General features: G+C 39.5%; 19 protein-coding genes and 3 pseudogenes. 11 read left to right on the forward strand and 11 right to left on the reverse strand.

The window, feature by feature from the left end; translation table 11 throughout:
• Window positions 1-21: 21 nt before the first annotated feature.
• A pseudogene (locus tag FOC32_RS11850) lies at window positions 22-1,389 on the forward strand (amidohydrolase family protein).
• A gap of 36 nt (window positions 1,390-1,425) precedes the next feature.
• On the opposite strand, the gene FOC32_RS11855 reads toward FOC32_RS11850, so the two are convergent.
• Complete coding sequence (locus FOC32_RS11855; RefSeq protein WP_175967588.1) at window positions 1,426-2,037, reverse strand: hypothetical protein; 612 nt, start codon at window positions 2,035-2,037, stop codon at window positions 1,426-1,428.
• A gap of 798 nt (window positions 2,038-2,835) precedes the next feature.
• On the opposite strand from FOC32_RS11855, the gene FOC32_RS11860 reads away from it, so the two are divergent.
• From FOC32_RS11860 to FOC32_RS11870, 3 genes are all read left to right on the forward strand, one after another.
• The gene (locus FOC32_RS11860; RefSeq protein ID WP_175967590.1) at window positions 2,836-4,122 is read left to right on the forward strand and encodes a carbohydrate porin; all 1,287 of its coding nucleotides are present in this window, start codon (window positions 2,836-2,838) and stop codon (window positions 4,120-4,122) included.
• A gap of 166 nt (window positions 4,123-4,288) precedes the next feature.
• The gene (locus tag FOC32_RS11865) at window positions 4,289-6,691 is read left to right on the forward strand and encodes a glucose/quinate/shikimate family membrane-bound PQQ-dependent dehydrogenase (RefSeq protein WP_175967591.1); all 2,403 of its coding nucleotides are present in this window, start codon (window positions 4,289-4,291) and stop codon (window positions 6,689-6,691) included.
• A gap of 232 nt (window positions 6,692-6,923) precedes the next feature.
• On the forward strand, window positions 6,924-9,032 hold the full coding sequence (locus FOC32_RS11870) for a TonB-dependent receptor family protein (RefSeq protein WP_175967593.1): 2,109 nt from the start codon (window positions 6,924-6,926) through the stop codon (window positions 9,030-9,032).
• Between the two features lie 178 nt (window positions 9,033-9,210).
• On the opposite strand, the gene FOC32_RS11875 is transcribed toward FOC32_RS11870, so the two are convergent.
• Together FOC32_RS11875 and FOC32_RS17040 are read right to left on the reverse strand one after the other, a co-directional pair.
• Window positions 9,211-10,545 carry an ISNCY family transposase gene (locus FOC32_RS11875; protein WP_175967595.1) on the reverse strand — a complete coding sequence of 445 codons (1,335 nt, stop codon included), beginning with the start codon at window positions 10,543-10,545 and terminating at the stop codon, window positions 9,211-9,213.
• Window positions 10,546-10,796: 251 nt separating this feature from the next.
• A pseudogene (locus FOC32_RS17040) lies at window positions 10,797-11,174 on the reverse strand (tautomerase family protein).
• Window positions 11,175-11,357: 183 nt separating this feature from the next.
• Here FOC32_RS17040 and FOC32_RS11880 point away from each other — a divergent pair.
• Entirely contained in the window at window positions 11,358-11,648 is a 291-nt protein-coding gene (locus tag FOC32_RS11880) for a hypothetical protein (RefSeq protein WP_004785797.1), read from the forward strand.
• 203 nt (window positions 11,649-11,851) lie between these two features.
• Here the strand turns inward: FOC32_RS11880 and FOC32_RS11885 are convergent, their stop codons facing one another.
• The 4 genes from FOC32_RS11885 to FOC32_RS11900 all read right to left on the reverse strand — a co-directional run bounded on the left by FOC32_RS11885 (window position 11,852) and on the right by FOC32_RS11900 (window position 15,831).
• On the reverse strand, window positions 11,852-12,295 hold the full coding sequence (locus tag FOC32_RS11885; protein WP_005235635.1) for a BLUF domain-containing protein: 444 nt from the start codon (window positions 12,293-12,295) through the stop codon (window positions 11,852-11,854).
• Between the two features lie 214 nt (window positions 12,296-12,509).
• Entirely contained in the window at window positions 12,510-13,517 is a 1,008-nt protein-coding gene (locus tag FOC32_RS11890; protein WP_175967597.1) for an HlyD family secretion protein, read from the reverse strand.
• Window positions 13,518-13,551: 34 nt separating this feature from the next.
• Complete coding sequence (locus tag FOC32_RS11895; protein WP_005235637.1) at window positions 13,552-13,752, reverse strand: DUF1656 domain-containing protein; 201 nt, start codon at window positions 13,750-13,752, stop codon at window positions 13,552-13,554.
• A 3-nt stretch (window positions 13,753-13,755) separates the two neighbouring features.
• On the reverse strand, window positions 13,756-15,831 hold the full coding sequence (locus FOC32_RS11900) for an FUSC family protein (RefSeq protein WP_175967599.1): 2,076 nt from the start codon (window positions 15,829-15,831) through the stop codon (window positions 13,756-13,758).
• A gap of 424 nt (window positions 15,832-16,255) precedes the next feature.
• Here FOC32_RS11900 and FOC32_RS11905 point away from each other — a divergent pair, with 424 nt between their 5' ends.
• Window positions 16,256-17,050, forward strand: coding sequence for an IclR family transcriptional regulator (locus tag FOC32_RS11905; protein WP_175967601.1), 795 nt, complete (start codon window positions 16,256-16,258; stop codon window positions 17,048-17,050).
• 363 nt (window positions 17,051-17,413) lie between these two features.
• Here FOC32_RS11905 and FOC32_RS11910 read toward each other — a convergent pair whose 3' ends face one another.
• Window positions 17,414-18,343 carry a LysR family transcriptional regulator gene (locus FOC32_RS11910; RefSeq protein ID WP_175967603.1) on the reverse strand — a complete coding sequence of 310 codons (930 nt, stop codon included), beginning with the start codon at window positions 18,341-18,343 and terminating at the stop codon, window positions 17,414-17,416.
• Between the two features lie 134 nt (window positions 18,344-18,477).
• Here FOC32_RS11910 and FOC32_RS11915 point away from each other — a divergent pair, with 134 nt between their 5' ends.
• The 5 genes from FOC32_RS11915 (at window position 18,478) to FOC32_RS11935 (ending at window position 21,477) form a co-directional block, all read left to right on the forward strand.
• A complete protein-coding gene (locus FOC32_RS11915) occupies window positions 18,478-18,906 on the forward strand; it encodes a DMT family transporter (RefSeq protein ID WP_004785781.1) in 429 nt (142 codons plus the stop codon).
• A 24-nt stretch (window positions 18,907-18,930) separates the two neighbouring features.
• Entirely contained in the window at window positions 18,931-19,077 is a 147-nt protein-coding gene (locus tag FOC32_RS11920) for a DMT family transporter (RefSeq protein ID WP_228761260.1), read from the forward strand.
• Between the two features lie 46 nt (window positions 19,078-19,123).
• A protein-coding gene (locus FOC32_RS11925) for an IS3 family transposase (protein WP_175965977.1) occupies window positions 19,124-20,199 on the forward strand; the annotation gives its coding sequence in 2 pieces (ribosomal slippage) (window positions 19,124-19,376 and window positions 19,376-20,199; 1,077 coding nt in all).
• 70 nt (window positions 20,200-20,269) lie between these two features.
• Window positions 20,270-20,587, forward strand: a complete 318-nt coding sequence (locus FOC32_RS11930; RefSeq protein ID WP_267464251.1) for a DMT family transporter — start codon at window positions 20,270-20,272, stop codon at window positions 20,585-20,587.
• Window positions 20,588-20,778: 191 nt separating this feature from the next.
• Window positions 20,779-21,477, forward strand: coding sequence for a DUF1826 domain-containing protein (locus FOC32_RS11935; protein ID WP_175967605.1), 699 nt, complete (start codon window positions 20,779-20,781; stop codon window positions 21,475-21,477).
• Between the two features lie 65 nt (window positions 21,478-21,542).
• Here the strand turns inward: FOC32_RS11935 and FOC32_RS11940 are convergent.
• The 3 genes and pseudogenes from FOC32_RS11940 to FOC32_RS11950 all read right to left on the reverse strand — a co-directional run.
• Window positions 21,543-21,944, reverse strand: a pseudogene (locus FOC32_RS11940) (flavin reductase); the annotation flags it as partial.
• A gap of 189 nt (window positions 21,945-22,133) precedes the next feature.
• Window positions 22,134-22,826, reverse strand: coding sequence for a metallophosphoesterase (locus FOC32_RS11945; protein ID WP_175967607.1), 693 nt, complete (start codon window positions 22,824-22,826; stop codon window positions 22,134-22,136).
• A 447-nt stretch (window positions 22,827-23,273) separates the two neighbouring features.
• Window positions 23,274-24,590: a PQQ-dependent sugar dehydrogenase gene (locus FOC32_RS11950; RefSeq protein WP_175967609.1), complete on the reverse strand. Its 1,317-nt coding sequence runs from the start codon at window positions 24,588-24,590 to the stop codon at window positions 23,274-23,276.
• Window positions 24,591-24,641 lie beyond the last annotated feature (51 nt).

Below are 24,641 nucleotides of genomic sequence, written 5' to 3' on the forward strand. Positions count from 1 at the left end.
ACAAATCTCAGGAATTACTTTATGAAAATTATGAGCGCAGATTATGTCCTGACCATGAATTCAAACCTGGACTGTATTAAAGATGGTGCCATCCTGATGGATGGCGCTCTTATTAAACAAGTAGGAACATTACAGGAATTAACTCAGCAATATCCTGAAGCTGCAGTTGACCAGTATCCCAAAAGTTTATTGATGCCGGGCTTGATCAATACCCACTGTCACTCAGGTTTACTGCGCGGTACAGCCGAGGGTTTACCGGTCTGGGACTGGCTGCAGCAGTTTATTGATCCGATGCATCGGGTAGTGACTCCCGAAGATTCCAAAATTGCCTCTTATCTCTGCTATGCCGAAGCGCTGCTATCCGGCACGACTACCATTGTGGATATGTGGCGTTATATGGAAGGTAGTGCTGAGGCCGCACAGCAACTCGGTATACGTGCAGTGCTGGTGCCATATGTGGCTGAACATCCAGATCACAACTATTTTGAAACCCTCAATAGTAATGAAGCTTTAATTCAAAAATGGCATCAAGCCGCAAATGGGCGAATTCAGGTCTGGGTTGGCTTGGAACATCTGTTTTATGCTGAAGAAAAAGCCTTGGCACGTATCCAGAAAATGTGTCATGAATATCAGACGGGTTTTCACACGCATAGCAACGAAAGCAAGTTTGATGTTGAAGAAAACCTTTGACGTTATGGCGTGCGCCCGATCCAGATGCTGGAACAATTGGGCATGCTGGATGTACCTCAATGCCTGTTAGCGCATTGTGTCTGGGCCAATTCAGCAGAGATCGAAATTTTAAAACACTATAATGTTGGTGTCGCACATAACCCGATATCGAATATGAAACTGGCATCTGGCGCCGCCCCCATTACGGAAATGCTTAAACATGGCATTGCTGTAGGATTAGGTACTGATGGCGAGAAAGAAAATAATAATTTAGACATGTTTGAAGAAATGAAAACTGCTTCATTATTGGCGAAGTTTTCCGGTTTGGATGCTGCAGCACTGGATTCGTGGTCTGTCTGTCAGATGGCAACTCGGACAGGTGCCAAAGCCTTAGGCATGCAGGATCAGATTGGTTCGCTAGAAGCTGGGAAATTTGCTGATATTATTGCGGTAGATCTTGCGACACCGAGAATGACGCCTTTAATTAATCAGGGACCACTATTTAATTTACATACCAATCTGGTACATGCAGTACAAGGACAGGATGTACATATGACCATGGTCAACGGTCAGATGGTGGTAGAAAACCGAAAACTGGTACGTGCTGATCTACAAATCTTAATTGATCAGGTCAATCAGGCTGCTCCAGCCTTGTTCCAGCGACGTGCAAAATGGCTCGCAGAACAGGGAAGTGCAGTTAATGAATTACAGCGCCTATAAATAAAATTTAAAAACTAACCCTAACTTTAAACAGGCTTATCTATGCTCCAGAATGGATAAAAAGGCTTCGATAAAGTTAGGCAGTCTTTTATGATGGATCTGACCGACCTTGATCACTTCATAGGTCAGACCATCAGCCTGAAGGTTGTTACTTTCAGCTTTTAATTTCTGCAATGTTAACTGTAAGCCTTTTAACCATTCTTCAAGCGCCTTGATCGGAATATCATTTTTAAGATCTCCACCTTGCATGGCAGTTTTAAAATGACTCAAGGTCGTACTATCCTTAAAGCAGGCTTCCACCTGATGTTCAGTACTTTCAAACAGGTCATGCTTAATCACAAATAAAAATTTTCCAATCGCTGGCTTAAGTGCGCTGAGATAAATATTTTTTTCATTCAGGGTATATCTTTTATTTCTGGTATTAATAAACTCTGAATTCCAGCCTTGAGATTCTAGAAAATGATCCATTTCAGCGAAGATGAGATCAGTGACTTGTTCCTCAATGCGTTCTGCGAGTTCCTTCAGTTCATGACTGAGCACGATCAGATTATTTTCCAGCTTTGAGCGCTGGGATTTTGCTTCATCATGCTGTTTGGATTGGGCCAAAATGGCCTGGAAGCGTTGTTCAGGCGTCATGATTTTACTCACTTGATATACAGCCTTGATCACTTAATCATGTGACTGAAAAGCTTTAATTGCAAACAGGAAGAGAGGGAGACATTTAGGAAGACTTAAAAATAAAATATATACTTTTACCGACATAAATTATTGTTTTTACATTTAATATTTATTATTAAAATGTTTTTTTATTTAGTTTTAAACTCGAATCATTACATATTTTGTAGCGATTCAATGGAGTTATTTATAATGACTCATTTTAATTATAATTAACTCATCAAAAGATGAAACCAATATAAGGTGATTAACGAGAATATTGATAGAAGGGATTAAACAAAATATAAATCTATAATCAACTATAAAGAGCCAATAATTTTAATTTTTACATATATTTAAATTTTATTTATTTAGCAGATATCACTCTTTATCTTATTAATGGTTTTAGATACCTACATAAATCCAGTTTTTTTCAATTTTCCTCGGTAACAAATTCAAGAATAGAAAGGCAATGACTATCAAGTTTGAGTATGAAAAATGCACAAAAAGACCAAATGTTTTTTTATTACGCAATTCGAATTGGTAAATTTTTGTACAAAAGAACTGATGTAGAAGAATTATTTATAGGTTGTATTATTTTTATTAATATTATATTTATTTTATCTTAAATTATTGAATTTAAAATTTAATTTTTTTTAAATTAAAATTAACAAAAGGATTAGATTAGCTAAACTTCATAACATTATTAATACTTTTCCTTCATTATTTGAAACTAAAAAATTAAATGAGTGTACTATATTTAGTAAAAACGTGATTAAGGTGAAGCATTTAATGTCTATTTCTCCCTTATCTAAGGCTGTCTATACATCCTTAGTTGGATTGCTATTGGCAAATACAACTACTCAGGCCGCTGATGCATTTAGTGCAGAAAGTCCGTGGATGTTGGGTGACTGGAATAGTCAACGTATCCAGCTTCAAGAACAGGGCTATGATTTTAGCTTTGGATATACAGGTGAAATGGCGACTTTACTTGACGCGAAACGCTCAAATAGCCATGGCACAGAATATACCGGTCAGTTAAACCTGGGTGCTCATCTGGATCTGGAAAAAATTGCTGGCTGGCAAGACACTGAAGCACAAATTACAGTAACTCATCGTGATGGCCGCAACCTTTCAAATACTTCTGATGCATTAAATGGTCAGTCACTTGATCAAGCAAATGGTCATTTAAGTTCAGTACAGGAAGTATGGGGCCGTGGTCAAACCTGGCGTCTAACAGATTTCTGGATCAAGAAACAATTCCTGAATCAAAAACTGGATGTCAAAGTCGGACGTTTTGGTGAAGGTGAAGACTTTAACAGTTTCGATTGTGATTTCCAGAATCTGGCATTGTGTGGTTCACAAGTGGGTAACTGGGTAGGGGATCAATGGTATAACTGGCCAGTTTCTCAATGGGCTGCACGGGTTAAATATAACGTTACCCCGGAAGTTTATACTCAGGTAGGGGTTTATGAATACAATCCTGAAAATGCTGAGAATCGTGGCAAAGGCTTTAACCTGAGCACAGACGGATCTAAAGGCGCGATCATTCCTGCAGAAGTGGTCTGGACACCGAAACTGGGTGAGCAAAAACTGCCAGGTGAATATCGTGCCGGTTATTACTACAGTACCGCTGATGCCAAAATATTTGATGGCGTGACTCCACAAGATGAACAAACCCAAAATGGTCATCATCACGGGGGGTGGATTGTAGCTAAGCAACAGCTGACTTCACATCAAGGGGATACATCACGTGGTTTAAGCAGTTTCGTGAACGTCACTGTTCATGACTCTAAAACCAACCAAGTTAGTGATATGCAAAATATCGGTCTTGTCTACAAAGGTGCGATGGATGCCCGTCCACAGGATGAAATCGCTTTGGGTGTTGCCCGGATCAATATGAACAATGATGTATTGGGTAACCGTAGTGAAGAGGTCGATGCGGAAATCTATTACGGCATTCATGCAACTAACTGGCTGACCATCCGTCCAAACCTGCAATATGTCCATCATGTCGGCGCATATAAAGACGGTGAAAATGTCTGGGTAGGCGGAATCAAGTTTAATACGTCGTTCTAATCGGAGTTTTTAGTTGCAAATACACAATTGATTCTTCCATTACTTTGGGGCATTGATGAACTGATACTCCAGGTATTCATGTATTTATAACTAAGAACTTAACAATATGGTGTCTATGCCGCTTAAGTGCTTAGACGTTCAAGAAATCAAAAAAAAGGTGTTCAATATGAATACTTCGTCTTCAGGTTCAGTACTGAAAACGATTCTGGCAGCTATTGCTGCCATTTTCGGTTTGGTTCTGCTATTTGGAGGAATATATCTGGCAACACTTGGTGGGTCTTGGTACTACATCATTGCCGGTCTGTTCTTCCTAGCGACAGCCGTGTTATTACAAAAACGTAAAAGCACAGCTCTTATTGTTTATGCAGTATTGGTCCTTGGTACAGTGGTATGGGGTCTTTGGGAAGTGGGTTCAGACTTCTTTGCACTGGCACCACGTCTGGATATTTTAGGCCTATTCGGTCTGGCCCTGCTGATTCCTGCAGTGACTCGTGGTTTTGGTGACAGCAAAGCTGCAAAAATGGCGCTGACTGGCTCGCTGGCAATTACGATTGCTGTCATGATTTATTCTGTATTTAATGATCCGCAAGAAATCCGTGGTGAATTAAAATCACAGCAACCTGCAGTCCATCAATCTATTCCAGGTATTGCTGATGAAGATTGGCCTGCTTATGGTCGTACTCAGTCCGGTTTACGTTATTCTCCATTAAAACAGATCAATTCTGAAAACGTAAAAGATCTTGAACTGGCTTGGGAATTTCATACCGGTGATGTAAAAACGGATAAAGATTCTGGTGAAACTACGAATCAGGTAACCCCGATTAAAGTGGGTAATAACCTGTTTATGTGTACCACTCACCAGTACCTGATTGCACTTGATCCTGCGACGGGTAAGGAAAAATGGCGTTTTGATCCTAAGCTAAAAGCGGACAATACCTTCCAGCATTTAACTTGCCGTGGCGTATCTTATTATGATGCGAACAATACTGCAGGTTTTGAAAGCAGCCTGGCTGCGCGTTCAACTACGTCTGCCGAATGTCCTCAGAAAGTAATCTTACCAGTGAATGACGGACGTTTGGTGGCGGTCAATGCAACTACTGGTAAGGTATGTTCCGACTTTGGTAATAACGGCGAAGTCGATCTGCAAAAAGACATGCCATTCCCATATCCAGGCGGTTATAACCCGACTTCACCTCCTGTGGTGACAGGTACAACCATTATCATCGCCGGTTCAACCACAGATAACTATTCAACTGAAGAACCTTCAGGTGTGATTCGTGGTTATGATGTAAATACTGGTGAATTGCTCTGGGTATTTGATACGGGTGCGGAAGATCCAAATGCGATTCCTGCTCCAGGGCAAAAATTCGTAAATAACTCTCCAAACGCATGGGCGCCATTGGCTTATGATGCACAGCTGGATATCGTCTATGTACCAACAGGTGTAGGTACACCGGATATCTACGGTGGTCACCGTACTGAGCTAGACGAGCGTTATGCGAACTCTATGCTGGCGATTAATGCATCTACCGGTAAATTGATCTGGAACTTCCAGACTACTCACCACGACTTGTGGGATATGGATGTACCCGCTCAACCGACATTGACTGATATCAAAGACAAAAACGGGAAAATGGTTCCAGCGATCTATGTGCTGACCAAAACCGGTAATGCCTTTGTATTAGACCGTCGTACAGGTGAAGCGATCGTTCCGATTACTGAAAAACCAGTACCTCAGTCAGTAAAACGCGGTCCGCAAACCAAAGGCGAGTGGTATTCAAGAACTCAACCGTTCTCTGACTTTAATCTGGCTCCTCAAGATAAATTGACGGATAAGGACATGTGGGGTGCCACTATGTTTGACCAGTTGATGTGTCGTGTATCGTTCAAGAAATTAAACTATGACGGTATTTATACACCACCCTCTGAAAACGGGACGCTGGTCTTCCCGGGTAACTTGGGGGTATTCGAATGGGGCGGTATGTCTGTGAATCCAGACCGTCAAATTGCATTGACCAACCCAATTGGTTTGCCATTTGTATCTCGTCTGATTCCGCAAGATCCGAACCGTAAGCAGACTGCCAAAGGTGCAGGTACTGAAGCGGGGGTACAGCCAATGTATGGCGTGCCTTATGGTGTTGAAATCAGTGCCTTCCTCTCTCCATTCGGCTTACCATGTAAGCAACCTGCATGGGGTTATGTGGCTGGTGTTGATCTGACCAATCATGAAATCGCTTGGAAACGTCGTATCGGTACGATTCGTGACAGTATGCCGGGCATTCCATTGCCTCCATTTAAAATGGGTGTACCAATGTTAGGTGGTCCAATCTCGACTGCAGGTAATGTGATGTTTGTCGGTGCAACTCAAGACAATTACATCCGTGCGATCAATGTGACTAATGGTGATGAGCTGTGGAAAGGTCGTCTACCTGCAGGTGGTCAAGCGACGCCAATGACTTATGAAGCCAATGGTAAGCAGTATGTTGTGATTATGGCGGGTGGTCACGGTTCCTTCGGTACCAAAATGGGTGACTCTTTGGTTGCCTATGCACTACCTGACAATAAATAATGAAGTTTTATAGTTAAGTAAAAAAGCCTGATTCGTCAGGCTTTTTTATGCAAAATACAGGCTGTTATGACAATAAAGCTTGATTAGAAAATCATGAACCTTTAGCTCAGCTTTCCTGCAAGTATTCAGTTTGATCTTATGCAGATGCTGAGTCTTTAAAATTAATAAGACACTTTTAAAACGTTTGAACTCCCATGGCATGAGTGAATGCCAGATATCAGGAATATTAGCTATGCACCTTCATACCACGCGGTTGCCGATGAAATCGACTTTATCCTGTCTGATTGCTTGTATCAGTCAAGGAATTTATGCGGAAGAACCGGTTACAGAGGTACAGCGACTGGCTCCCATTGTGGTTGAAGCAACCCGTACAGATCGTGCCATTCTGGAAACACCGGCATCTACCTATTATCTGAATCAGGAACAACAGAATAGCCTGAATGTGAATCTGTCTGAAACCTTAAAAGGTGTACCAGGTTTACAACTGAATAACCGCGAAAATTATGCTCAGGATTTACAGATATCAATGCGGGGCTTCGGTGCACGTTCGACTTTCGGTGTGCGAGGAGTACGTTTATATGTAGACGGTATTCCTGCCACTATGCCGGATGGGCAGGGGCAAACCTCGAATATTGACCTGAATAGTCTGGATCATATTGAAGTGCTGAGTGGTCCATTTTCCTCACTATACGGTAATTCTTCTGGCGGAACCATCCTGACACAAAGCCGTGAAGGGCAGGGACCTGATTCAGTCACTTTGGGATATTCGGGCGGCAGTCAGAACAAAGGCCAAACGAACCTGGTGCTACAAGGTGGTTCAGAAAATGCTTCTGAACCAAGCTATATCATCAGTTCATCTTATTTTGATACGGATGGTTTCCGTGATCATAGTGGTGCACATAAAGTACTGAACAATGCCAAGCTGACTTGGGATCTGGACGATGGCTCTAAAATTAACTGGGTCAATAACTATGTCAAAATTGCAGCAGATGATCCAGGTGGTTTAACTCGAGATCAATGGCGAGAAAATCCTAAACAGGTCGCAGCGAATGTGTTGCTATATAATGCACGTAAAGAAATTGAGCAATTCCAGACAGGACTGACCTGGAACAAGCCGATCAATGATCAGCATGAATTGTACGGTATGGCATATTGGGGACAGCGTGAAGTCACTCAATATCAATCTATTCCAAGTACAGCACAAGGTGGTCCAAATCATGCGGGTGGTGTCATTGATTTTGACCGTCAGTTTTATGGAGCAGATCTTCGCTGGACCGGAACAGATATTTTACAAAACACTAAATTGATTGCTGGTGTGGCTGTAGATGGTATGACCGAAGACCGTAAAGGCTATCAAAACTTTGTCGGCAGTAATTTAGGCATTAAAGGTGAACTCCGTCGTAATGAAGACAATACGCTTTGGAATGCAGATCCTTATATTCAAGCATCCTATAACTTTATGCCAGATTGGACGCTAGATGCCGGGATGCGTTATAGCAATGTGCATTTTAAATCTGAAGATCGATACCTAAGCAATGGCGATAATTCAGGTAAAACGACTTATGAGAAATTGCTACCTTCAGTTGCATTAAGTTGGAAAATTCTTCCTGAATTAGTGACTTATGCAAGCTATGCACAAGGTTTTGAAACACCAACATTTACCGAAATGGCTTATCCGGCTGATGGTAGCAACGATGTATTAAGCTTAAAAGCGGCTGAAAGTGAAACTTATGAACTGGGATTAAAATCTGCGAATCGCTTCGGTGATATGACCTTAGCAGCATTTCGGACTCAAACCAAAAATGACATTGTTTCTGCGGGAAGTGATGGCGGGCGCTCAACGTTTCGTAATGCAGATAAAACCTTAAGAAAAGGACTGGAACTATCCTGGAGTAAAGACCTGTGGCGTGATCTGGCAGCACAAGCCAGCTATAGCTATATTGATGCAACATTTGATGCCGATATTCCAACTATTGGTACAGTAGCTGCAGTTTCGTCAGGTAATTATATTCCTGGAATTGCTAAGAATCAGGCATTCTTTAGTTTGGGATGGAAGCCTGAAAATGGCTTTAATGCAGGTCTCGATGTGCGTTATTCAGACCGGATTTTTGTGAATGATATTAACTCTGAGGTTGCACCAAGTTATACCGTGGCTGGGGCTAATGTAGGCTATAATTGGAATGTCAAAGATTTGTCTATAAAAACGTTTGCACGCGTAGATAATCTGTTTGATAAGGATTATTCAGGTTCAGTCATTGTCAATGAAAGCAATGGTCGTTTCTATGAACCTGCAGAAGGTCGTAACTGGAGTGCTGGTTTAAGCGTGACAAAAGAGTTTTAATTTAAATCGGCCTTAAGCTTTCTCAATTTATTCAAGATTAATGTTCACATGTGAATGTCCGCCTTAGATTCGCACTTATTGCTGATCTTGGCGGACATTTCGATTTGAAGATAATACATGATACTGTTATGCACCAATTAAAATGTCTATGCGATAAACCATTTAAAATGTCCTGTTTTTAACTGCAAGAGTCAAGCACAGGATTTAAATTTCTTTGTTCAATAACAGCTTTCTGAGCTTTACGACTCGGCATACTTTTCTTGAGACGGGAACGTTTATTTTGTTTTTCCAACTCTTCATGCTGTTGCTGGATATGCGCCAGAACCGAGCCTAATCTTTTATTCTCAACCACTTCATTCTGCTGTAGTCCAGCCAGTTTATTGAAGACACTATAGTTGATCTTCCGTCCTTCATGCATGATCGCCACAGTGCCATCCGGGTACTCCAGAAATGAAATGTATTGCTCAACAAGCTTATGATTCAGCTCTGTCGGTTCAAGCAGATAAATACACTTGTCATAGGTGATGGTGAGGTTCTTCGTGACCTTACGCGGTTCCTGCCAGGTGAATATATCCTCCAGCTCAGCATCAGACTCTGTTAGCGGACGATGTAAGTTCTTTGAATTTCGCGCACACTTGGCGAACTTCTGGTTGAAATGCTCAATAAAGCAGGGTAACCAGGCATTGGCTTCGGCAATTGAACTGATGCCTTCCAGACGCATCTCCTTGATCAAACGGTCTTGAAGGGTTCTATTCGCGCGTTCTACGCGACCTTTAGCCTGTGGGGAGTTGGCAAAGATAATATCAATGTTTAACTCATTCAGAATCCGGCCAAATTGCGTGATCTTGCTGTCCTGGCTCGATTTCTGGTTCACTCGGAAGACCGAATGTTTATCGCTATAAAAGGCCAGAGGCTTACCGTATTGTTCAATGTAGGCTTGGGTTGAAAGCATATAGTCGAAGGTCGTTTCTGCCTCACAGAAGCGCAGATGCAACAGCTTTCCAGTGGCATCATCGATATACACCAATAAACAGCACTTAGCAGCGCGTCCTTCGAACCAGTCATGATATGAGCCATCAATCTGGATCAGCTCACCGAAGCAATCACGGTTATAACGTGGCTGATATGGACGTTTAAGGCGCTTGGATCGCGGAATCCAGAGGTCATTTGCAGTCATCCAGCGCCGAAGCGTTTCTACCGGGATATTCAGGTCAAATATGCTGCTGAGCTTCTCATGGGCCAAGGTAGGTCCAAATCCCAGCAGATGTTCGGAAATAATGGAAAGACATTTTGATTTTAATAAATCATCATGGCGACGATGGCCAGGTTGACCACGGCTGGCATGCGCCATACCTGAAACACCATCTTGATTGAGCTTCTGTAATAACCGGGTAATTTGACGGGTTGAAAGATTAAGGATTTCAGCGGCACGGACTTGTGTAATACGATGATCTCGAACGTCTTGCAGAACAGCAAGACGTTGAATTTCTTTGTCAGACATAGTGATCAGCATCTATATTTCATATCCAGTCCATGATGTTTAAACCATCATAAACCAGACATTTTTATTGGTGAGAATATAGACACTTTAAATGGGTTCTAACATTTTGATTTCGTATAATGTATATTATGTTAAATAGAATATTATGCATATAGCCTATTTCTGTATGTAGCACTCACCAATTAGTTGATATGTCTTTTTCATCTAGTCGTGTTAAACGTAGGTATTGAGATTAGTCTTAAGGTTTTCTTTATATAAATCAATTAAATATTTATCTCAAAACCTAGATGAAGCTCATCCGCAATTTTCCTTAGAATACCCCAGTTTTCTTTAAAAGTTTCAAATATGGTTATTTCAATATCATTAGATTTAATCCCACATAAATGACTTATATTTTTAATAAAAGCCTAAATAAATACTCTTTTGGTCTCTTCGTTCTTCCTTCAAACATTGAAACCTCGATAATGATATAAAATCTAGATCGATCCTTTGGATAAATAAAATTTCAGACTCTAAAGGTATAAATCGTTGAAAAATATTTTCCTCGAGATAACTTAGCTCTTTGATTAAAGCTTGATGGATAGCTTTATTCAATATACTTCGATTGTTTCATTTAAAGCATAAATTTTTATTTGAAACATTGTTTTCTACGCTCTTATAGTTACAGTTTTAATTATAGTGTGGGCTTTAATCTGGCTGGCATTGTCGTTCAGCATCATTCATAAAAAGTTCAATTATTTATACAAAACAACTAAATGCTGCCCTGTCTAAATTGTTAAAATTCTGGTCCTCTATAAAAAACTTGAAGATTGATAAGGACTAAAGTGAACAGACAACATGATTTACCTGAACTAAGTAAATATAGTGAGCTAAGTAGCGATGAACAAGTAGCTATTCATCAAATGCTTATCTCTTACGTACGCTCAGATCACTTTTATAATATTATCTTGACTCACAATGTTGAACCTTATGACTTGGTTAAGCTTGTAAGTATTAGTTTTGAGAATAGAGACGCAGCTATCTGGGTTCATTTTGAAACAATAACTGCTGAAAGACTAACTATGCCTCTCGATTTTATTTCAAGAATAGAAATATGTAATCAGGAAATATTTTAAATACTGAGACTTGAAGTGCTGAAATTTATTTAAGTTGTCTCGGAATTTTAAATCCATTAGAAATAGAGATAGTTAACCATCTCTATTTTTTTAAACTGAAAATTTAATTATTCTATAAATTTAAAAAACTTAAAATTATAAATATAACATGTAATATAGCAATTTCTTTAAAATAACATATCACATGTTACATCTTAATCTGACTAAGCCATCACCTGAGCTTTGTATAAATCATCTTCGTGCTGTCTGAGTAATTCTATAAAAGCAGGAATAGTGTCTGGTTCCAGGAGATAAGGATTAAATCCATCATGATGATTCTTGATAAAGAACTCAATGAAATCATTATGGACATTGGCATACTTCATGTGCCAACTGGAGAAAAGATATGAGTCGATTATTTCATAAGAGAGAATTTCACAGTTCTTATGGCGTGGATCTTTGACTATTCGATTGTAGAAAAGGTCTTTTACATCTTCTTCAGTACCTTCCAGACACTGGACAAAATAATTATTACCAAAATAGAGTGCGCCATAAATTTTGTGTAACTCATTAAATTCTAAGGCTTCTGTTAAAATATTATAAAGTTCAGAAGTAGAGTATCTCTCATCTTTGAACTTACTTACATATAAAAGCCTTACATCATTCATAATAAAAATTTCCTCCTGCTTAAAAAGATCCATACGAAAATATAAAAATTTGAACGAATGGTCAATAAAAATGTAATGACAAGGTAATTTAATGGTCAAATTACATACTTCTTATTATTACTGTTTTTATATAGCTATTTGATCTTTTAAATCAGGATTCATGACAAGGCTCTCTTTTCGTAAAGAACCTTGTGTTATTGAATTACAGGTCAGTTTATTTTTCTTGCTTTTCTATATGTACTGTTGCTGTTCGCCCTGCAACGAAGGCAAGTTCATTCTTTGGTAACTCATCCAGAATAATCTTAACAGGGACACGTTGGGCTAAACGCACCCAGCTAAAAGTTGGATTCACATTCGCTAAAAGTCCTGAACCAGCAGTACGCTCACGATCTTCAATCCCCGAGGCAATACCTTGCACATGGCCCTTAAGTTTTTGCGAATCACCCATCAGCTGAATTGTAGCTGGTGCTCCCACGTAAATTTTATCCAGTTTGGTTTCTTCAAAATAACCGACTACATAGAGCTGCTTGCGATCTAGTAATGCGGCAACTGCTTGGCCAACTTTGACATAGTTCCCTTCTTTTAATTCAAAATTTGATAATGTCCCATTTGCCGGGGCAACAACTTCTGAACGATGTAAATTAAGTTGCGCAAGATTGAGGTTATTCTCGGCGACTTGTATTAATGCTTTTTGCTGCTCGATATTCGCTTTGGCCTGTTCGGTTGCAGCTAAGGACTGCTCATGCTCGGCATGTGATTCATCCCGTGCAGCAAAAATCTGATCCTGTTCCTGTTTTGAAATAGCACCATCCATTAAGCTTGAATAACGACTTGCATTCTTGTCTGCCAGATGAATATTTGCTTGGGATTTCACGACATTGGCTTTAGCATTCACCAGTTCAGCCTCAGCTTGCGCTAGACCTGCTTTTGCTTTCGCAAGATCCGCACGAGCTTCTTGAACATCCAGTTCTTGACGTTCAACATCAATTTTAAATAAAGGCTGCCCTTTCTTGATGGTCTGGTTATCCTGCACCAGGACTTCTGTGACCAGGCCTGAAATATCTGATGACACCTGAATTACATCACCACGTACACGCCCGTCCCTCGTCCATGGCTCAGAATTATAATAATTCCAGATATGTCGAATCACTAAAATGGCGAGAACAGCCACTACCGTCAAAAGTACAGGTCGCAAATATTTGCGTAAATTGACAGATGTCATATACGGTTTTCCTCAATCATTTTAATATCAGACCTCATAGTAATAAGCCTGCCCAATGGACGGCGCCCAGCAAAAGTACGTAAGTGCATAAATAGAAAATATTCGGCATGATGATCCAGTCATTTGCGACTAGTCTGTCTAGCCACTTCATCAAGATTCTGAGCAGTACATAGGCAATCACAGCTTGAATCAATAAAATCGGCACATACACACCATAGATATTCAGCTCTCCCATGTATTAATCTCCTGCGCCTGCATATCTTGGCGGTGTCTTGATATGACATAAGCTGCTACGAATATTGTTGAGTGAAATATGCAGCCGTTCTACAACATCTGTATGTTCCTGCATGATGAGATCTGCTTCCAAAGCCTGTATTTTGTTAATTAACTGTGTGAAGGCAGCATCATAATTTTGTCCAATTTCTTTGGCACGAAAATATTCATCCAGCTGTATTTGAAGATCTTCGAGTTGCTGGGTCAAAGGCTGCTGTTCAGGTAACTTGAGTATGAGTTCTTGTAACCGTGCCAGATCCACGACGGCGCTGGATTCAATGAGTGCTTGATTGATTTTATTTTTTAGATCTTCAGATTCTACTGTTTTAGTATTTAATACCCCGATGCGGTCAATCATCGTACGTAAATGAATACGGAACCGTACCCCATAAGGAATATACAGTGCCTGACGAATGGCTCGGTTATGAATGGCCAAAATGCGCTGTACGGTTATATCTGGAGACATTGCACGGATCATATGGATAATAAATACAGCGATGATTGGCCCAATCACTGTACCAATCGCTGCATCAAAGAAAGAAATTTGATCCAGGGTATAACGGTTATGAAAATTCAGCCCCATGATCGTACCCATCAACAAAGGCAAACCAATTCCAACCAAGGGTGGATGCAAAAAAAGCATCAGGCAATATATGCAGAATGGTGCAAGTACAAGTGCTAACTGCCAGAACTCTATAATATTTGGAAAAATTCCATAGGCATATATGAAGATCACGATCGAAGCATATAAGCTACTACGAATAAACAGCTTTAATGCAGGCACCGGATTATCCAGCGCCGTTAATATACATGCACTAATTGCAGCCATTTCAGCCAGCATAAATCCAGCTTTCCAGCCGCTTAAGATCCAAAAGGCAGTAGCAATAAAAACAGTGAGGCATGCAGAAACCCCACCCCGCACTGCTACACCATGATCACGATGCAGAGTTGGATAGTTCGTAGTAAGTGGAACAATCATTTCAGGCAGTGAAGTATCCCCTTGTTGGATTCGCTGCCAGATCAACTTAATTGCATGGATATTCTGAATGAAATGACGGATATCCATTTTCAAGCTTTTCAATATTACAATTTGATCATCTTTTGAATGTTCAAAAATTTTCAGGAAATCTGTTTCAAAATCAGCAGGAAGCTGATTCAGTTCAGACTCTTTTAATGTATGTTCATCAGTTAGATATGTATTAATTTTGGAATGTAAATGTGCTAATGACTGGCGATATCCTGTATCAATGAAGTCTAACTGTTGCACGCGTTCTGACATTGCCACCAAATTACTCACCAGCATTGTGATCTGGTTCAGCATTTCCTGCAGTGGTTTGGTCATTCCCTGTAGAGCCGACTTTTCATAGCTTAAATGCACAGCCATGACATGAATATCTGCAATATCTGCAGCTAATTGGCTTAAAGCTTTTGTATAGTTCTGGTCTTGACGTGGTTCTAATAGAATTTTATTAAAAATCTGCTGAGTATCCACTAAGGTTTTACTGACACGACTTTTCACTGCGGGGCCAATATGCATTGGAAATATCGTCGTTGTCACAATCGCACTGCAAACGACGCCAATGGTAATTTCCAGAAAACGCCCTACCGCCATGTCAAATAATGAAGCAGTATCAATAAAGTAAATGATATTGAAGCAGATAATGACAGTCGTATATCCAGCCAGCATCAGTATATAACTGCGCGGTGTACGATCAAGCAGAGAGAAATATAAGCAGAGGCCAACCCAGCAGGATAAAAACAGCGTAAACAACCACGGTGTATTGATTAGCCAAGGAGTAACTGCAACTGCCACAATTGCGCCTAATAAAGTACCTAGTACACGATAGATACTTTTTGAAGCGGTCATACCCGTATAAGGATTGGCAATAACGAAAACTGTGCCAATAGCCCAAATTGGATAAGCAAGATCCAAACTCAACGCAACGTAGAGCGCCAAAATACCAGCCACAAACGTTTTAGTCGCAAAAATCCAGTCCATTTTATTTGGACGAAATGCGAGTAAAGATTTTATAAGCAGCATGATTTCTCTCTAAGAGCTTATTTTATTTTCTAAAGTAAATAACCTGCCCACCAAGCCCAAAGAGCTCAGTGACAAAATTTTTACTTGTTGAAAGGCTATAAAATTAGAATATTCAGCTGATTAAACTGAAACTGTCTGATGAAAATATAAAAAGCAAAAGATAACACTTTACTTAATTATTCATCATTAGATATTTACTTAATTAATTTTTTCAAATAAACGCTTTATTGTCAATAAAAATATCTCTATATGAGAATAAGTATGATTTTTTTATCATTGCATAGGCCGTTATGGTGAATATTTGTCTCTTTTCTTCCTATATCCTCATGATTCGAGAATTTTAGGTAAATAGTTGCCTCTACTACCCTCTTTTAAGCTAAAGTGAGTCATAACCTTTTTCAATGGTCAGCACTTCAGGTTTTTTATGGCGCAAGCAAGTTTTGGAAAAATTCTTACTGTTCTCGATCTATTTTCGTTATCACGTTCAGTGATTAATGTAGATATCATCAGTGAAGAATTAAACCTCTCCAAACCCACCAGTTATCGCTATTTAAAAGAATTAGTATCGGCTGAACTTTTACAGCGAATCAGTGGCACATCCGGTGATTATACGCTGGGTTCAAAAATTGCTGTTCTGGATTATATTTCAAGAAAAACTGATCCTTTGGTTCAGATCAGCATTCCCTTTATGCAGGAAATCGTCGAACGGACTGAATTCTCTTGTATATTGACTCATCTTAATTATGATTCTTGTATCGACTTACATGACGAAGTCTTTAAAAATGCACATCTGCTTTCATTTGGACGCGGTTGTCCACGTCCTGTCTATGTAGGCTCATCGTCAAAAGTCATCATGGCACATTTACCGAAGCAAGCTTTGCTTGATTATTATCAACGTTATGCAGATGCATTTGAAGAAGTGGGATTTGTGCAGAATGAAACCGCTTTTCTGGAACAAATGAGAAAGATTAAAAAACAGGGTTATTATTATTCTAGTGGTGAACTTGATCCTCAAGTTGCAGGTTTGTCTGTACCAGTTAAATTCTCTCTTAAAGAACCACCTTTAGCGCTTACTTTATTAGCTTCAAAAAATAGATTTGATTTCGTAAATTTGGAAAAATTAGTACAAATTCTTCAGGAGAAAGCACAGATTATTGAAAATAAGTTCCTTTACCATCCTGCAAGCACAAGTGACATTCGTAATAATTTAACCAAATAAAATTTAAATTATGTTTGAAAAACTATTCATATTCTCATAATATGATTCTTAGTCTTTAAGTCATAGCATTCTTAACTGAATTAAATGGCGAGAAGATTCCTCAGAGGTAAAAAAGCCTATTTCGAATGAGATAGGCTTTTTTATTTTAATTTTGGATTTATAACAATAATGCGGATACATTTAAGGAAAGTTAAGAATTTTACAATTGCGATGTGTAGATAAAATCTAAAGTTAGAAATTTGAAATCGTATAAATTCATCCATTTTATGCTTTTAATTTTAGCTCTGCTTTAGAATCCTTCTTGATCAAAAACGAGATAACTAAGAAGCCCATTAAGCTTCCTATAATTGAATCATAAAATCTTTATAGCTTAAGAATATTATCCCAGTACGGCGGATCTCCAATTTCTTTTAAAATAAAATCAAGCACAGTTCTAACCTTTTGCGAACGAATTCTGTTTTCAGGAGAAACCAGATGAATCCCTATAGAATAAGGTTCCACTGTACTGATCCAGTCAGGAAGAAGTTGAACAAGTTTATGTGTTTTGAAATAGTCTTCCATAAAAATCCAGGTTGGAAATAATACAATCCCCCGTCCTTCCAATGCCGCATCTACCAGGACTTCTGCATTATTACTTCTTAAAGGCCCTTGTGGCTCAATTAAAAGCGGAGTGTCATGCTCTTGCTGACGGAAATACCAACGTTGGCTTCCGGAAACGCCCTTATACACCAGACACTGATGATTCTGAATCTCGTATGGGGAATGTGGAGTTCCATGTTTTTCAAGATATGCAGGGCTTGCACACAGTACATATTTTTGATCACAGACCTTGCGTGCAATTAATGCTGAATCCTGTAATGAGCCAATCCGTATGGCAATGTCTACGCCTTCTTGTACAGGATCAATAAAAGTATCCGTCAAGATCAGCTCGACTGAAAGATCTGGAAAGCTATCATGCAGTTTATTCACTATGCGTGATATATGTAGTCTCCCCAGTGCCACCGCCGTATTGATACGAATCAACCCTCTGATCGCGTTTTTACCAGAAATTTCTTCATTGGCCAGATCTAGCGTATCAAGCACTTCCTTAATTTGCACAAAGTACTTTTCTCCTATGTCAGTCAGCCGGACAGAGCGTGTATTACGATAAAAAAGTTGCTGTCCAATTTCCTGTTCAAGTTTGGAAATAAAACGAGATACTGAGGAAGATGGAACCTGAAAATGCTTTGCGGTGGCTGAAAAACTGCCTGTGGTTGCTACCATCACAAAATAGCGTAATGCATTGAGTTGCATACCTGATCTATCCCTGAATTTAATTTAATCATTTTATTATTGTCATAATAGCAATTATGTTTTGAAAAATTACGGAATTGTAGCTTTTAGATAAGAGAATATAATTCGGTGCTTTCTTCCTTTGGAAAGCATATATGAAACAGTTGTGGATTTTCCCATTAGTCGTTCTTGCAGGTATGGGGTTATCTGTTGAAGCGGGTTTACTGGGTCCACTCGGGGAAGAAATTGGCCATTTCTGGGCAACCTTGGGAATTTTCGCGATCGGCTCACTGCTCTTAACCTTCGGACTGATCTTTAGCCGTCCAAAACTTTCTCTCATGTTCAAGCAGCCACGGTGGCAACTGACTGGTGGCATATTAGGCCCTATATATGTAGTAGCTTTAACTATAGCAACACCTCATATTGGCGTTGGCCTCACCATGGTGGGCATCCTTTTTGGCCAGGTTGCGACCAGTCTTATTATTGATCACTGGGGTTTGTTAGGTAGTCATAAACGGGCTGTAGATAAATATCGTATTGGCGCGCTGGTGGCTATTTTAGCTGCATTATGGCTTATTCAATAAGTAAGCTTCTCCATGATTTATATAATGTTATTAGTCGTTATTTTTGGCGGAGCAGTTTTATGTGCTCAATCTTCAATTAATGGTCGTCTAGGTGCTAAAGTAGGCGTATTAGAAAGTTCTTGGCTGACCTTTGTTTTAGGTGCTTTGGTAATGCTCCCTAAAAATAATTGAACTTAAAAGTAGAAAATCGAATAGCCTTGACCTAAGGAGATTTTCTATGAAAACAACTAAATATTCGGACAGCTTAATCATGAGTATTTTGAAGCAAGCTGAAGCAGGTACTCCAGTGCCTAATCTATGCCGAGAACATGGCATGAGTTCTGCCACTTTTTACAAATGGAAGTCCAAATATGGCGGCATGGATCTTTCCATGATGACTCGACTTAAAGAGCTAGAGACAGAAAATGCCCGCCTAAAGCGCATGTATGCGGATGAACGTCTTAAAGCAGACATTCTTCAGGATGCACTGTCAAAAAAGTTATAAGGCCAACGCAACGCAAGTCACTTGCTCAACAAGCCGTTGAGCAATATAAGATATCAGTGAATAAGGCCTGTCTCATATTCCAAGTCAGTCAAACCTGTTATCGCTATATAGCTCAATTGAAGGAGCAGAATATGGTTATTGCAGATTGGCTGATTAAGCTCACCAATGAGAATAAGACTTGGGGATTTAAGCTTTGCTTTTTGTACCTGCGTAATGTCCAAGGCTACCCTTGGAATCACAAGCGTATTTATCGCATTTATAAGGAGCTTGAGCTTAACCTTCGGATTAAACCCAACAAACGCATTAAACGAATAAAGCCTGAAACTCTTGCAGTACCAGAAGCGCAGAATGAATCATGGTCAATGGACTTTATGCACGATCAACTCAGTGATGGCCGCAGTTACCGTGTGCACAACGTCATTGATGACTATAACCGTGAGTCATTAGATATCTTGATTGACTTCTCCTTACCCGCCGAACGAGTACTTCGAGGGTTGGATCAACTCATCGAATGGCGAGGTAAACCAAAACGAATCCGAAGTGACAATGGACCAGAGTACATCAGTGATTTAATGGAGGCATGGTGTAAGCAGCATGAAATTGAGCATGTATTTACCCAGCCTGGCAATCCACAACAAAATGCGTATGTAGAACGCTTCAATCGGACAGTACGTTATGAATGTTTAAATCAATATTTATTTCGAGAACTTGAAGATGTTCAAGACTATACAACAGCATGGCAACACTTTTATAATCATCAACGACCTCATATGTCAGTTGATGGTAAACCACCTAAATTTAAACAATGATAAAGGCTTCGATTTTTCTACTCATTAACTCAATTAAAAATGGGGGTATTACCCTTTAGTCAGTTTTCTAATCGCTTTCTTTCTTGAACCAAACCATGCATTGAATTTATTCACAGCCCCAAGATGGCAATTAACAGGCGCATTTTTTGGCGTAGCCTATATGCTCACGATTGTATTTGCCATGCCTAGACTCGGCGCTGCTGCCACCACTGTCGCCGTCATTAGTGGACAGTTATTAATGAGTCTGCTCATCGACCATTTCGGATGGTTGAATAATCCGGTGATTCATTTAGATGGATCCAGACTAGCAGCAATTGCACTATTAGCCGTTGCACTATTTTTTATCTATAAAAGTAATATTGCAGCCAAAGCACAAGCTGAAAATTAAGAGGCTGTGAAAGGAAAGAGATTTTAGGTTTTAAAATCTCTTTTTTTATGGGTCATAAAGTTATGAGGCAACACCTTAAAAATAGTCAAAATAAAAATGTCGATAAAAGCAGCTGATATCTTTTGCTTTATGCCATTGTGAGGAATCTAAGGGTAATATTAGGTATAGTTCATAAGTCATTTCATTTAAGCATGCATAATCAATTTTCAGGCAATAAAAAAATTCGTGTAGTTTCAAACTTTTCTGAACTTGTTAATTCGCATTTTAAGGATGAGATGAATGCGATTTGCTGGTCTAGAAATTTAGCGGGCGATTTTGCCGAGATCGTGAATAAGCTTCATTTAGAGGAAAATATAACTGAAGTTTCAATTGATGATCTTATGACACTCCAGCTGTCAGAAAGCGGTCATCTGGCAAGAAAGATTGTCTTAGAAGATATACAGCGACTAACTGACTACGGCGCTTCCCCTTCACTCAATCTGCTTAAATGCTATGAACGGGATGATGAGCTTGATTTCATTACTACAGATGTCTATTCATTCCATGTTGACCGCTCACCGATTGAAATAGATACTTTCTTATGTACCTATCATGGCGCTGCAAGCGATATCTTGCCCAATGATCAGGTGGAACAAAAGATTCTGATTCCAGAAATCAGGGCAAAGCTGAAAGAATTATATGATGGCCCAGAAGCCGGATTTGAAGATTTTCTGGAAGAATATTTCTTTGATCTGCATTATCAACCTAAGCCTGATGCCAAACCTGTCAATTTAGGTCAAGGCCATCTTTGGCGATTGGCAGTAGATCATCCCACCCAACAGGCTCTACCATGTGTACATCGGGCTCCAGTTGAAAATGAGGGTGAATACCGATTGCTTTTGATTTGTTAAATTCGATACAAATCTTAAAAGTGAGAAAATCCACATTATTTTATGGTCATCCTTCTCATTTTCATTCACGCAAATTCTATCTGTCCAACCGAATGGTAAGTACGATTAAAATATGCCAGGCTCTGATCCTGTTCGCTCCGTTGAATCGCAACCACTCGGCACATCAAGATACTGTGTATCCCTACTTGTTAGATATTCTCGATTTCACAGTCAAAACTCACTAATGCATCGTCTAATACAGGTGAACCTGTTTTTAGCGGTGTCCAAGAACCTAATTGAAATCTTCGTTCAGAACTGAATTTGCTGGATGCGAATGCATTGGAAATCTGTTCGTGCTGTGGACCTAAGACGTTCACTGACAAAATTTTGTTCTCAATAAAATGCACATGTGATCGAGACGACTGATTCATACAGACCAGCAATGTCGGTGGCGTATCGGTCACGCTGCATACCGCAGATGCCGTAAAACAAAGATGAGATAAATTCACTATAGCCGAATTATTTGTATGAATACTTACTTAAAATTAAATAGGACAAAATACAGTTTCTCATTCAAACATTAATGTAGATCGACTTTTGTAAAAATAAGCTATCAAGTTAATTTTAAAGGTAGAAGTTATTGATATATTTTTACAGCTGGTTCTTAGCAATAGTACCTAGTTTGCATCTTTTATTTTAACAACACACAACTTCTGCGTATAAGAAGAACCGACATCGATATAGTAGCAATTATCAATTTGGATATATTCTTTTACAATCGTATGACCCAGATAGATCTCATCGATATTTTTAACGGTTCCATAGCGATAAGAATGATTGCGAATTCTCCCTCTACCCCAAAGTGCATTGGTATATGCTGAAGTTAAGCCTGGAATTCTACTTTCACCTTTTGCAATTTTCTTTTTAAATACATTCCAGTCATTTAGCGCAATATCTGCGTTCAAAATGCCAATCTTTTTATGTTTTAGGTTTAGTTCAATGGCCAAAGGAAGTGCCGAAAAAATTTCACTGAGTTCATCCTTTTTTTCGGTAGATAAAAGATAGAACCACTCACCGCCATTCTGTGCATGTATATCTTGAATCCATGCATCGTCACGGCCCTTAATACACATTTCCTCATGATTACCGCGAACGCAATAAAACCAGGGTTGACTAACCAATGAAACACATTCTAGATTTTCATTACCACGATCGACCAGATCTCCGGTACAAATCAGTAGATCTTTCTCAAAATTAAAATGGACTTTCTCCAGTTCTTGCATGAGCAAGCTGTAACAACCATGCAGATCCCCGACCACATATATGGCAGAGAAATCAGATCCATCAATTAGCTTAGTTAAAGTGTTCATAAATATCTTCTATAACCTGGAACCCTAGCTGCTAAACCTGAAGCAAAAGATGATTTTTAAATCATATCTTTTAATTTTAATGCTGTTTATAACTGGAAAGTAGTTATTTATACACTACTATTGACTGATTTTTATCTTCAAAAACCTTTGTAAAATATAAGAATATTCATATAATGTTAAATTTTGTATAAATATATTATTTTTTGTAAGTTTTGGCTTACATAGATTGGAGCAAATACTCTATATCCTAATTCCTCAATTTTTGACATTATGTTTCACATAAAGAGTCAGCAAGGAAAGCTGATAATAATCGCATTACAACGATAATAAAGTCGAAAGACAGCGAACTTACTGGGATGGTAAGTGATAAAAGTAGAGACTACAGCCGCTAAGCCTTATAGTTTTGGGAGAGACTATAAGGCTTTTATTTTATTAGTATCTAATTATTTATTGATTCGGTGATACTCGCCAAATCACGTTCCCTACATCATCAGCAACTAATATTGCGCCTTGGGCATCTGTAGCCACACCCACAGGTCGGCCAAATGCATCTCCATTTTTGCTTAAAAATCCGGTCAGAATATCTTGAGGCTGCCCAGAAGGCTGACCATTTTTAAATGGCACAAAAATAACTTTATAACCGCTATGAGGTTTCCTGTTCCAGGAACCATGCTGGCCAATAAGTGCTCCATCACGATATTGAGGCATTAAATTGGCTTTATAAAATGTTAGTCCCAGTGATGCAGTATGATTCCCCAATGCATAATCTGGCTTAATTGCTTGTGCGACCAGTTCAGGCTTTTGTTGTTTTACTCGTGTATCTACATGCTGGCCATAATAACTATAAGGCCAGCCATAAAAAGCACCATCTTTAACCGAAGTCATATAATCAGGAACCAGATCATTACCCAGCTCATCGCGCTCATTCACTACAGTCCATAAGGCTCCACTCTGAGGCTGCCAGTCCATGCCATTGGGATTACGCAGGCCTGTAGCAAACGGCCGGGCTTGACCTGTAGAAAGGTCCAATTCCATGATCAGGGCGCGTCCTTCTTCCTGAGCTATGCCATTTTCCGCCACATTACTATTGGAACCTACTGTAATGTAGAGTTTCGTCCCTGCAGGATTGGCAATAACATTTTTTGTCCAGTGATGATTTAAAGAGCCTGCAGGCAAGTCTAATACATTAGTTCCTTTTTCTTTGATCTGGGTCATACCTGGCTGATAAGAGAATCGTACTAAAGCATCTGTATTTGCGACGTAAAGCATATGACCTACCAAAGTCATTCCAAACGGCGAGTTTAAATTTTGCAGAAATACTGTTTTCTGGTCAGCAACGCCGTCTTGATCACTGTCACGCAGCAGGCTAATACGGTTGGCGCTTGGATAGGATGATCCTGCTCTTCTCATCACCATTTTCATGATTTTGCCTTTAATCCCTTTACTGTCTTCGGGCTTAGGCGGAGCATCAGTTTCAGCCACCAGTACATCTCCATTCGGTAATACATATAACCAGCGCGGATGTTGAAGACCTTGTGCGAATGCCTGCACTTTTAAACCCGGCGCTGGCGTCGGCATGACGCCTTCAGGCCAACCTTTTGCAGGGGCAATGTTGACGACCGGAAACAGTCTTGATTTTGGTTCAGGTAAAGATGGCTGGGAGCCATAACTGTCTGTTACCGGTGTCTTAGATGAAACCGTACAGCCGGTAAATCCCAATATGATTACGGTACTTAAGGCTGATAAGAAAAATTGAGCCGCCATGGTATTTCCTTGCTTTTTGTTTTTATCTCTCCCATTTTAAAAGGTGGTTGA

The sequence above is a fragment of the Acinetobacter sp. FDAARGOS_724 genome (genome assembly GCF_013364475.1).
Lineage (GTDB): Bacteria > Pseudomonadota > Gammaproteobacteria > Pseudomonadales > Moraxellaceae > Acinetobacter > Acinetobacter variabilis.

What these genes read in the sequence shown, in the direction of transcription:
- FOC32_RS11895 (WP_005235637.1), bottom strand. Translation starts at nt 13,752, where the DNA reads ATGGGAGAGCTGAATATCTATGGTGTGTATGTGCCGATTTTATTGATT.
- FOC32_RS11890 (WP_175967597.1), bottom strand. Translation starts at nt 13,517, where the DNA reads ATGACATCTGTCAATTTACGCAAATATTTGCGACCTGTACTTTTGACG.
- FOC32_RS11905 (WP_175967601.1), top strand. Translation starts at nt 16,256, where the DNA reads ATGGCGCAAGCAAGTTTTGGAAAAATTCTTACTGTTCTCGATCTATTT.
- FOC32_RS11910 (WP_175967603.1), bottom strand. Translation starts at nt 18,343, where the DNA reads ATGCAACTCAATGCATTACGCTATTTTGTGATGGTAGCAACCACAGGC.
- FOC32_RS11900 (WP_175967599.1), bottom strand. Translation starts at nt 15,831, where the DNA reads ATGCTGCTTATAAAATCTTTACTCGCATTTCGTCCAAATAAAATGGAC.
- FOC32_RS11945 (WP_175967607.1), bottom strand. Translation starts at nt 22,826, where the DNA reads ATGAACACTTTAACTAAGCTAATTGATGGATCTGATTTCTCTGCCATA.
- FOC32_RS11935 (WP_175967605.1), top strand. Translation starts at nt 20,779, where the DNA reads ATGCATAATCAATTTTCAGGCAATAAAAAAATTCGTGTAGTTTCAAAC.
- FOC32_RS11950 (WP_175967609.1), bottom strand. Translation starts at nt 24,590, where the DNA reads ATGGCGGCTCAATTTTTCTTATCAGCCTTAAGTACCGTAATCATATTG.
- FOC32_RS11920 (WP_228761260.1), top strand. Translation starts at nt 18,931, where the DNA reads ATGTTATTAGTCGTTATTTTTGGCGGAGCAGTTTTATGTGCTCAATCT.
- FOC32_RS11885 (WP_005235635.1), bottom strand. Translation starts at nt 12,295, where the DNA reads ATGAATGATGTAAGGCTTTTATATGTAAGTAAGTTCAAAGATGAGAGA.
- FOC32_RS11870 (WP_175967593.1), top strand. Translation starts at nt 6,924, where the DNA reads ATGCACCTTCATACCACGCGGTTGCCGATGAAATCGACTTTATCCTGT.
- FOC32_RS11865 (WP_175967591.1), top strand. Translation starts at nt 4,289, where the DNA reads ATGAATACTTCGTCTTCAGGTTCAGTACTGAAAACGATTCTGGCAGCT.
- FOC32_RS11915 (WP_004785781.1), top strand. Translation starts at nt 18,478, where the DNA reads ATGAAACAGTTGTGGATTTTCCCATTAGTCGTTCTTGCAGGTATGGGG.
- FOC32_RS11875 (WP_175967595.1), bottom strand. Translation starts at nt 10,545, where the DNA reads ATGCTGATCACTATGTCTGACAAAGAAATTCAACGTCTTGCTGTTCTG.
- FOC32_RS11860 (WP_175967590.1), top strand. Translation starts at nt 2,836, where the DNA reads ATGTCTATTTCTCCCTTATCTAAGGCTGTCTATACATCCTTAGTTGGA.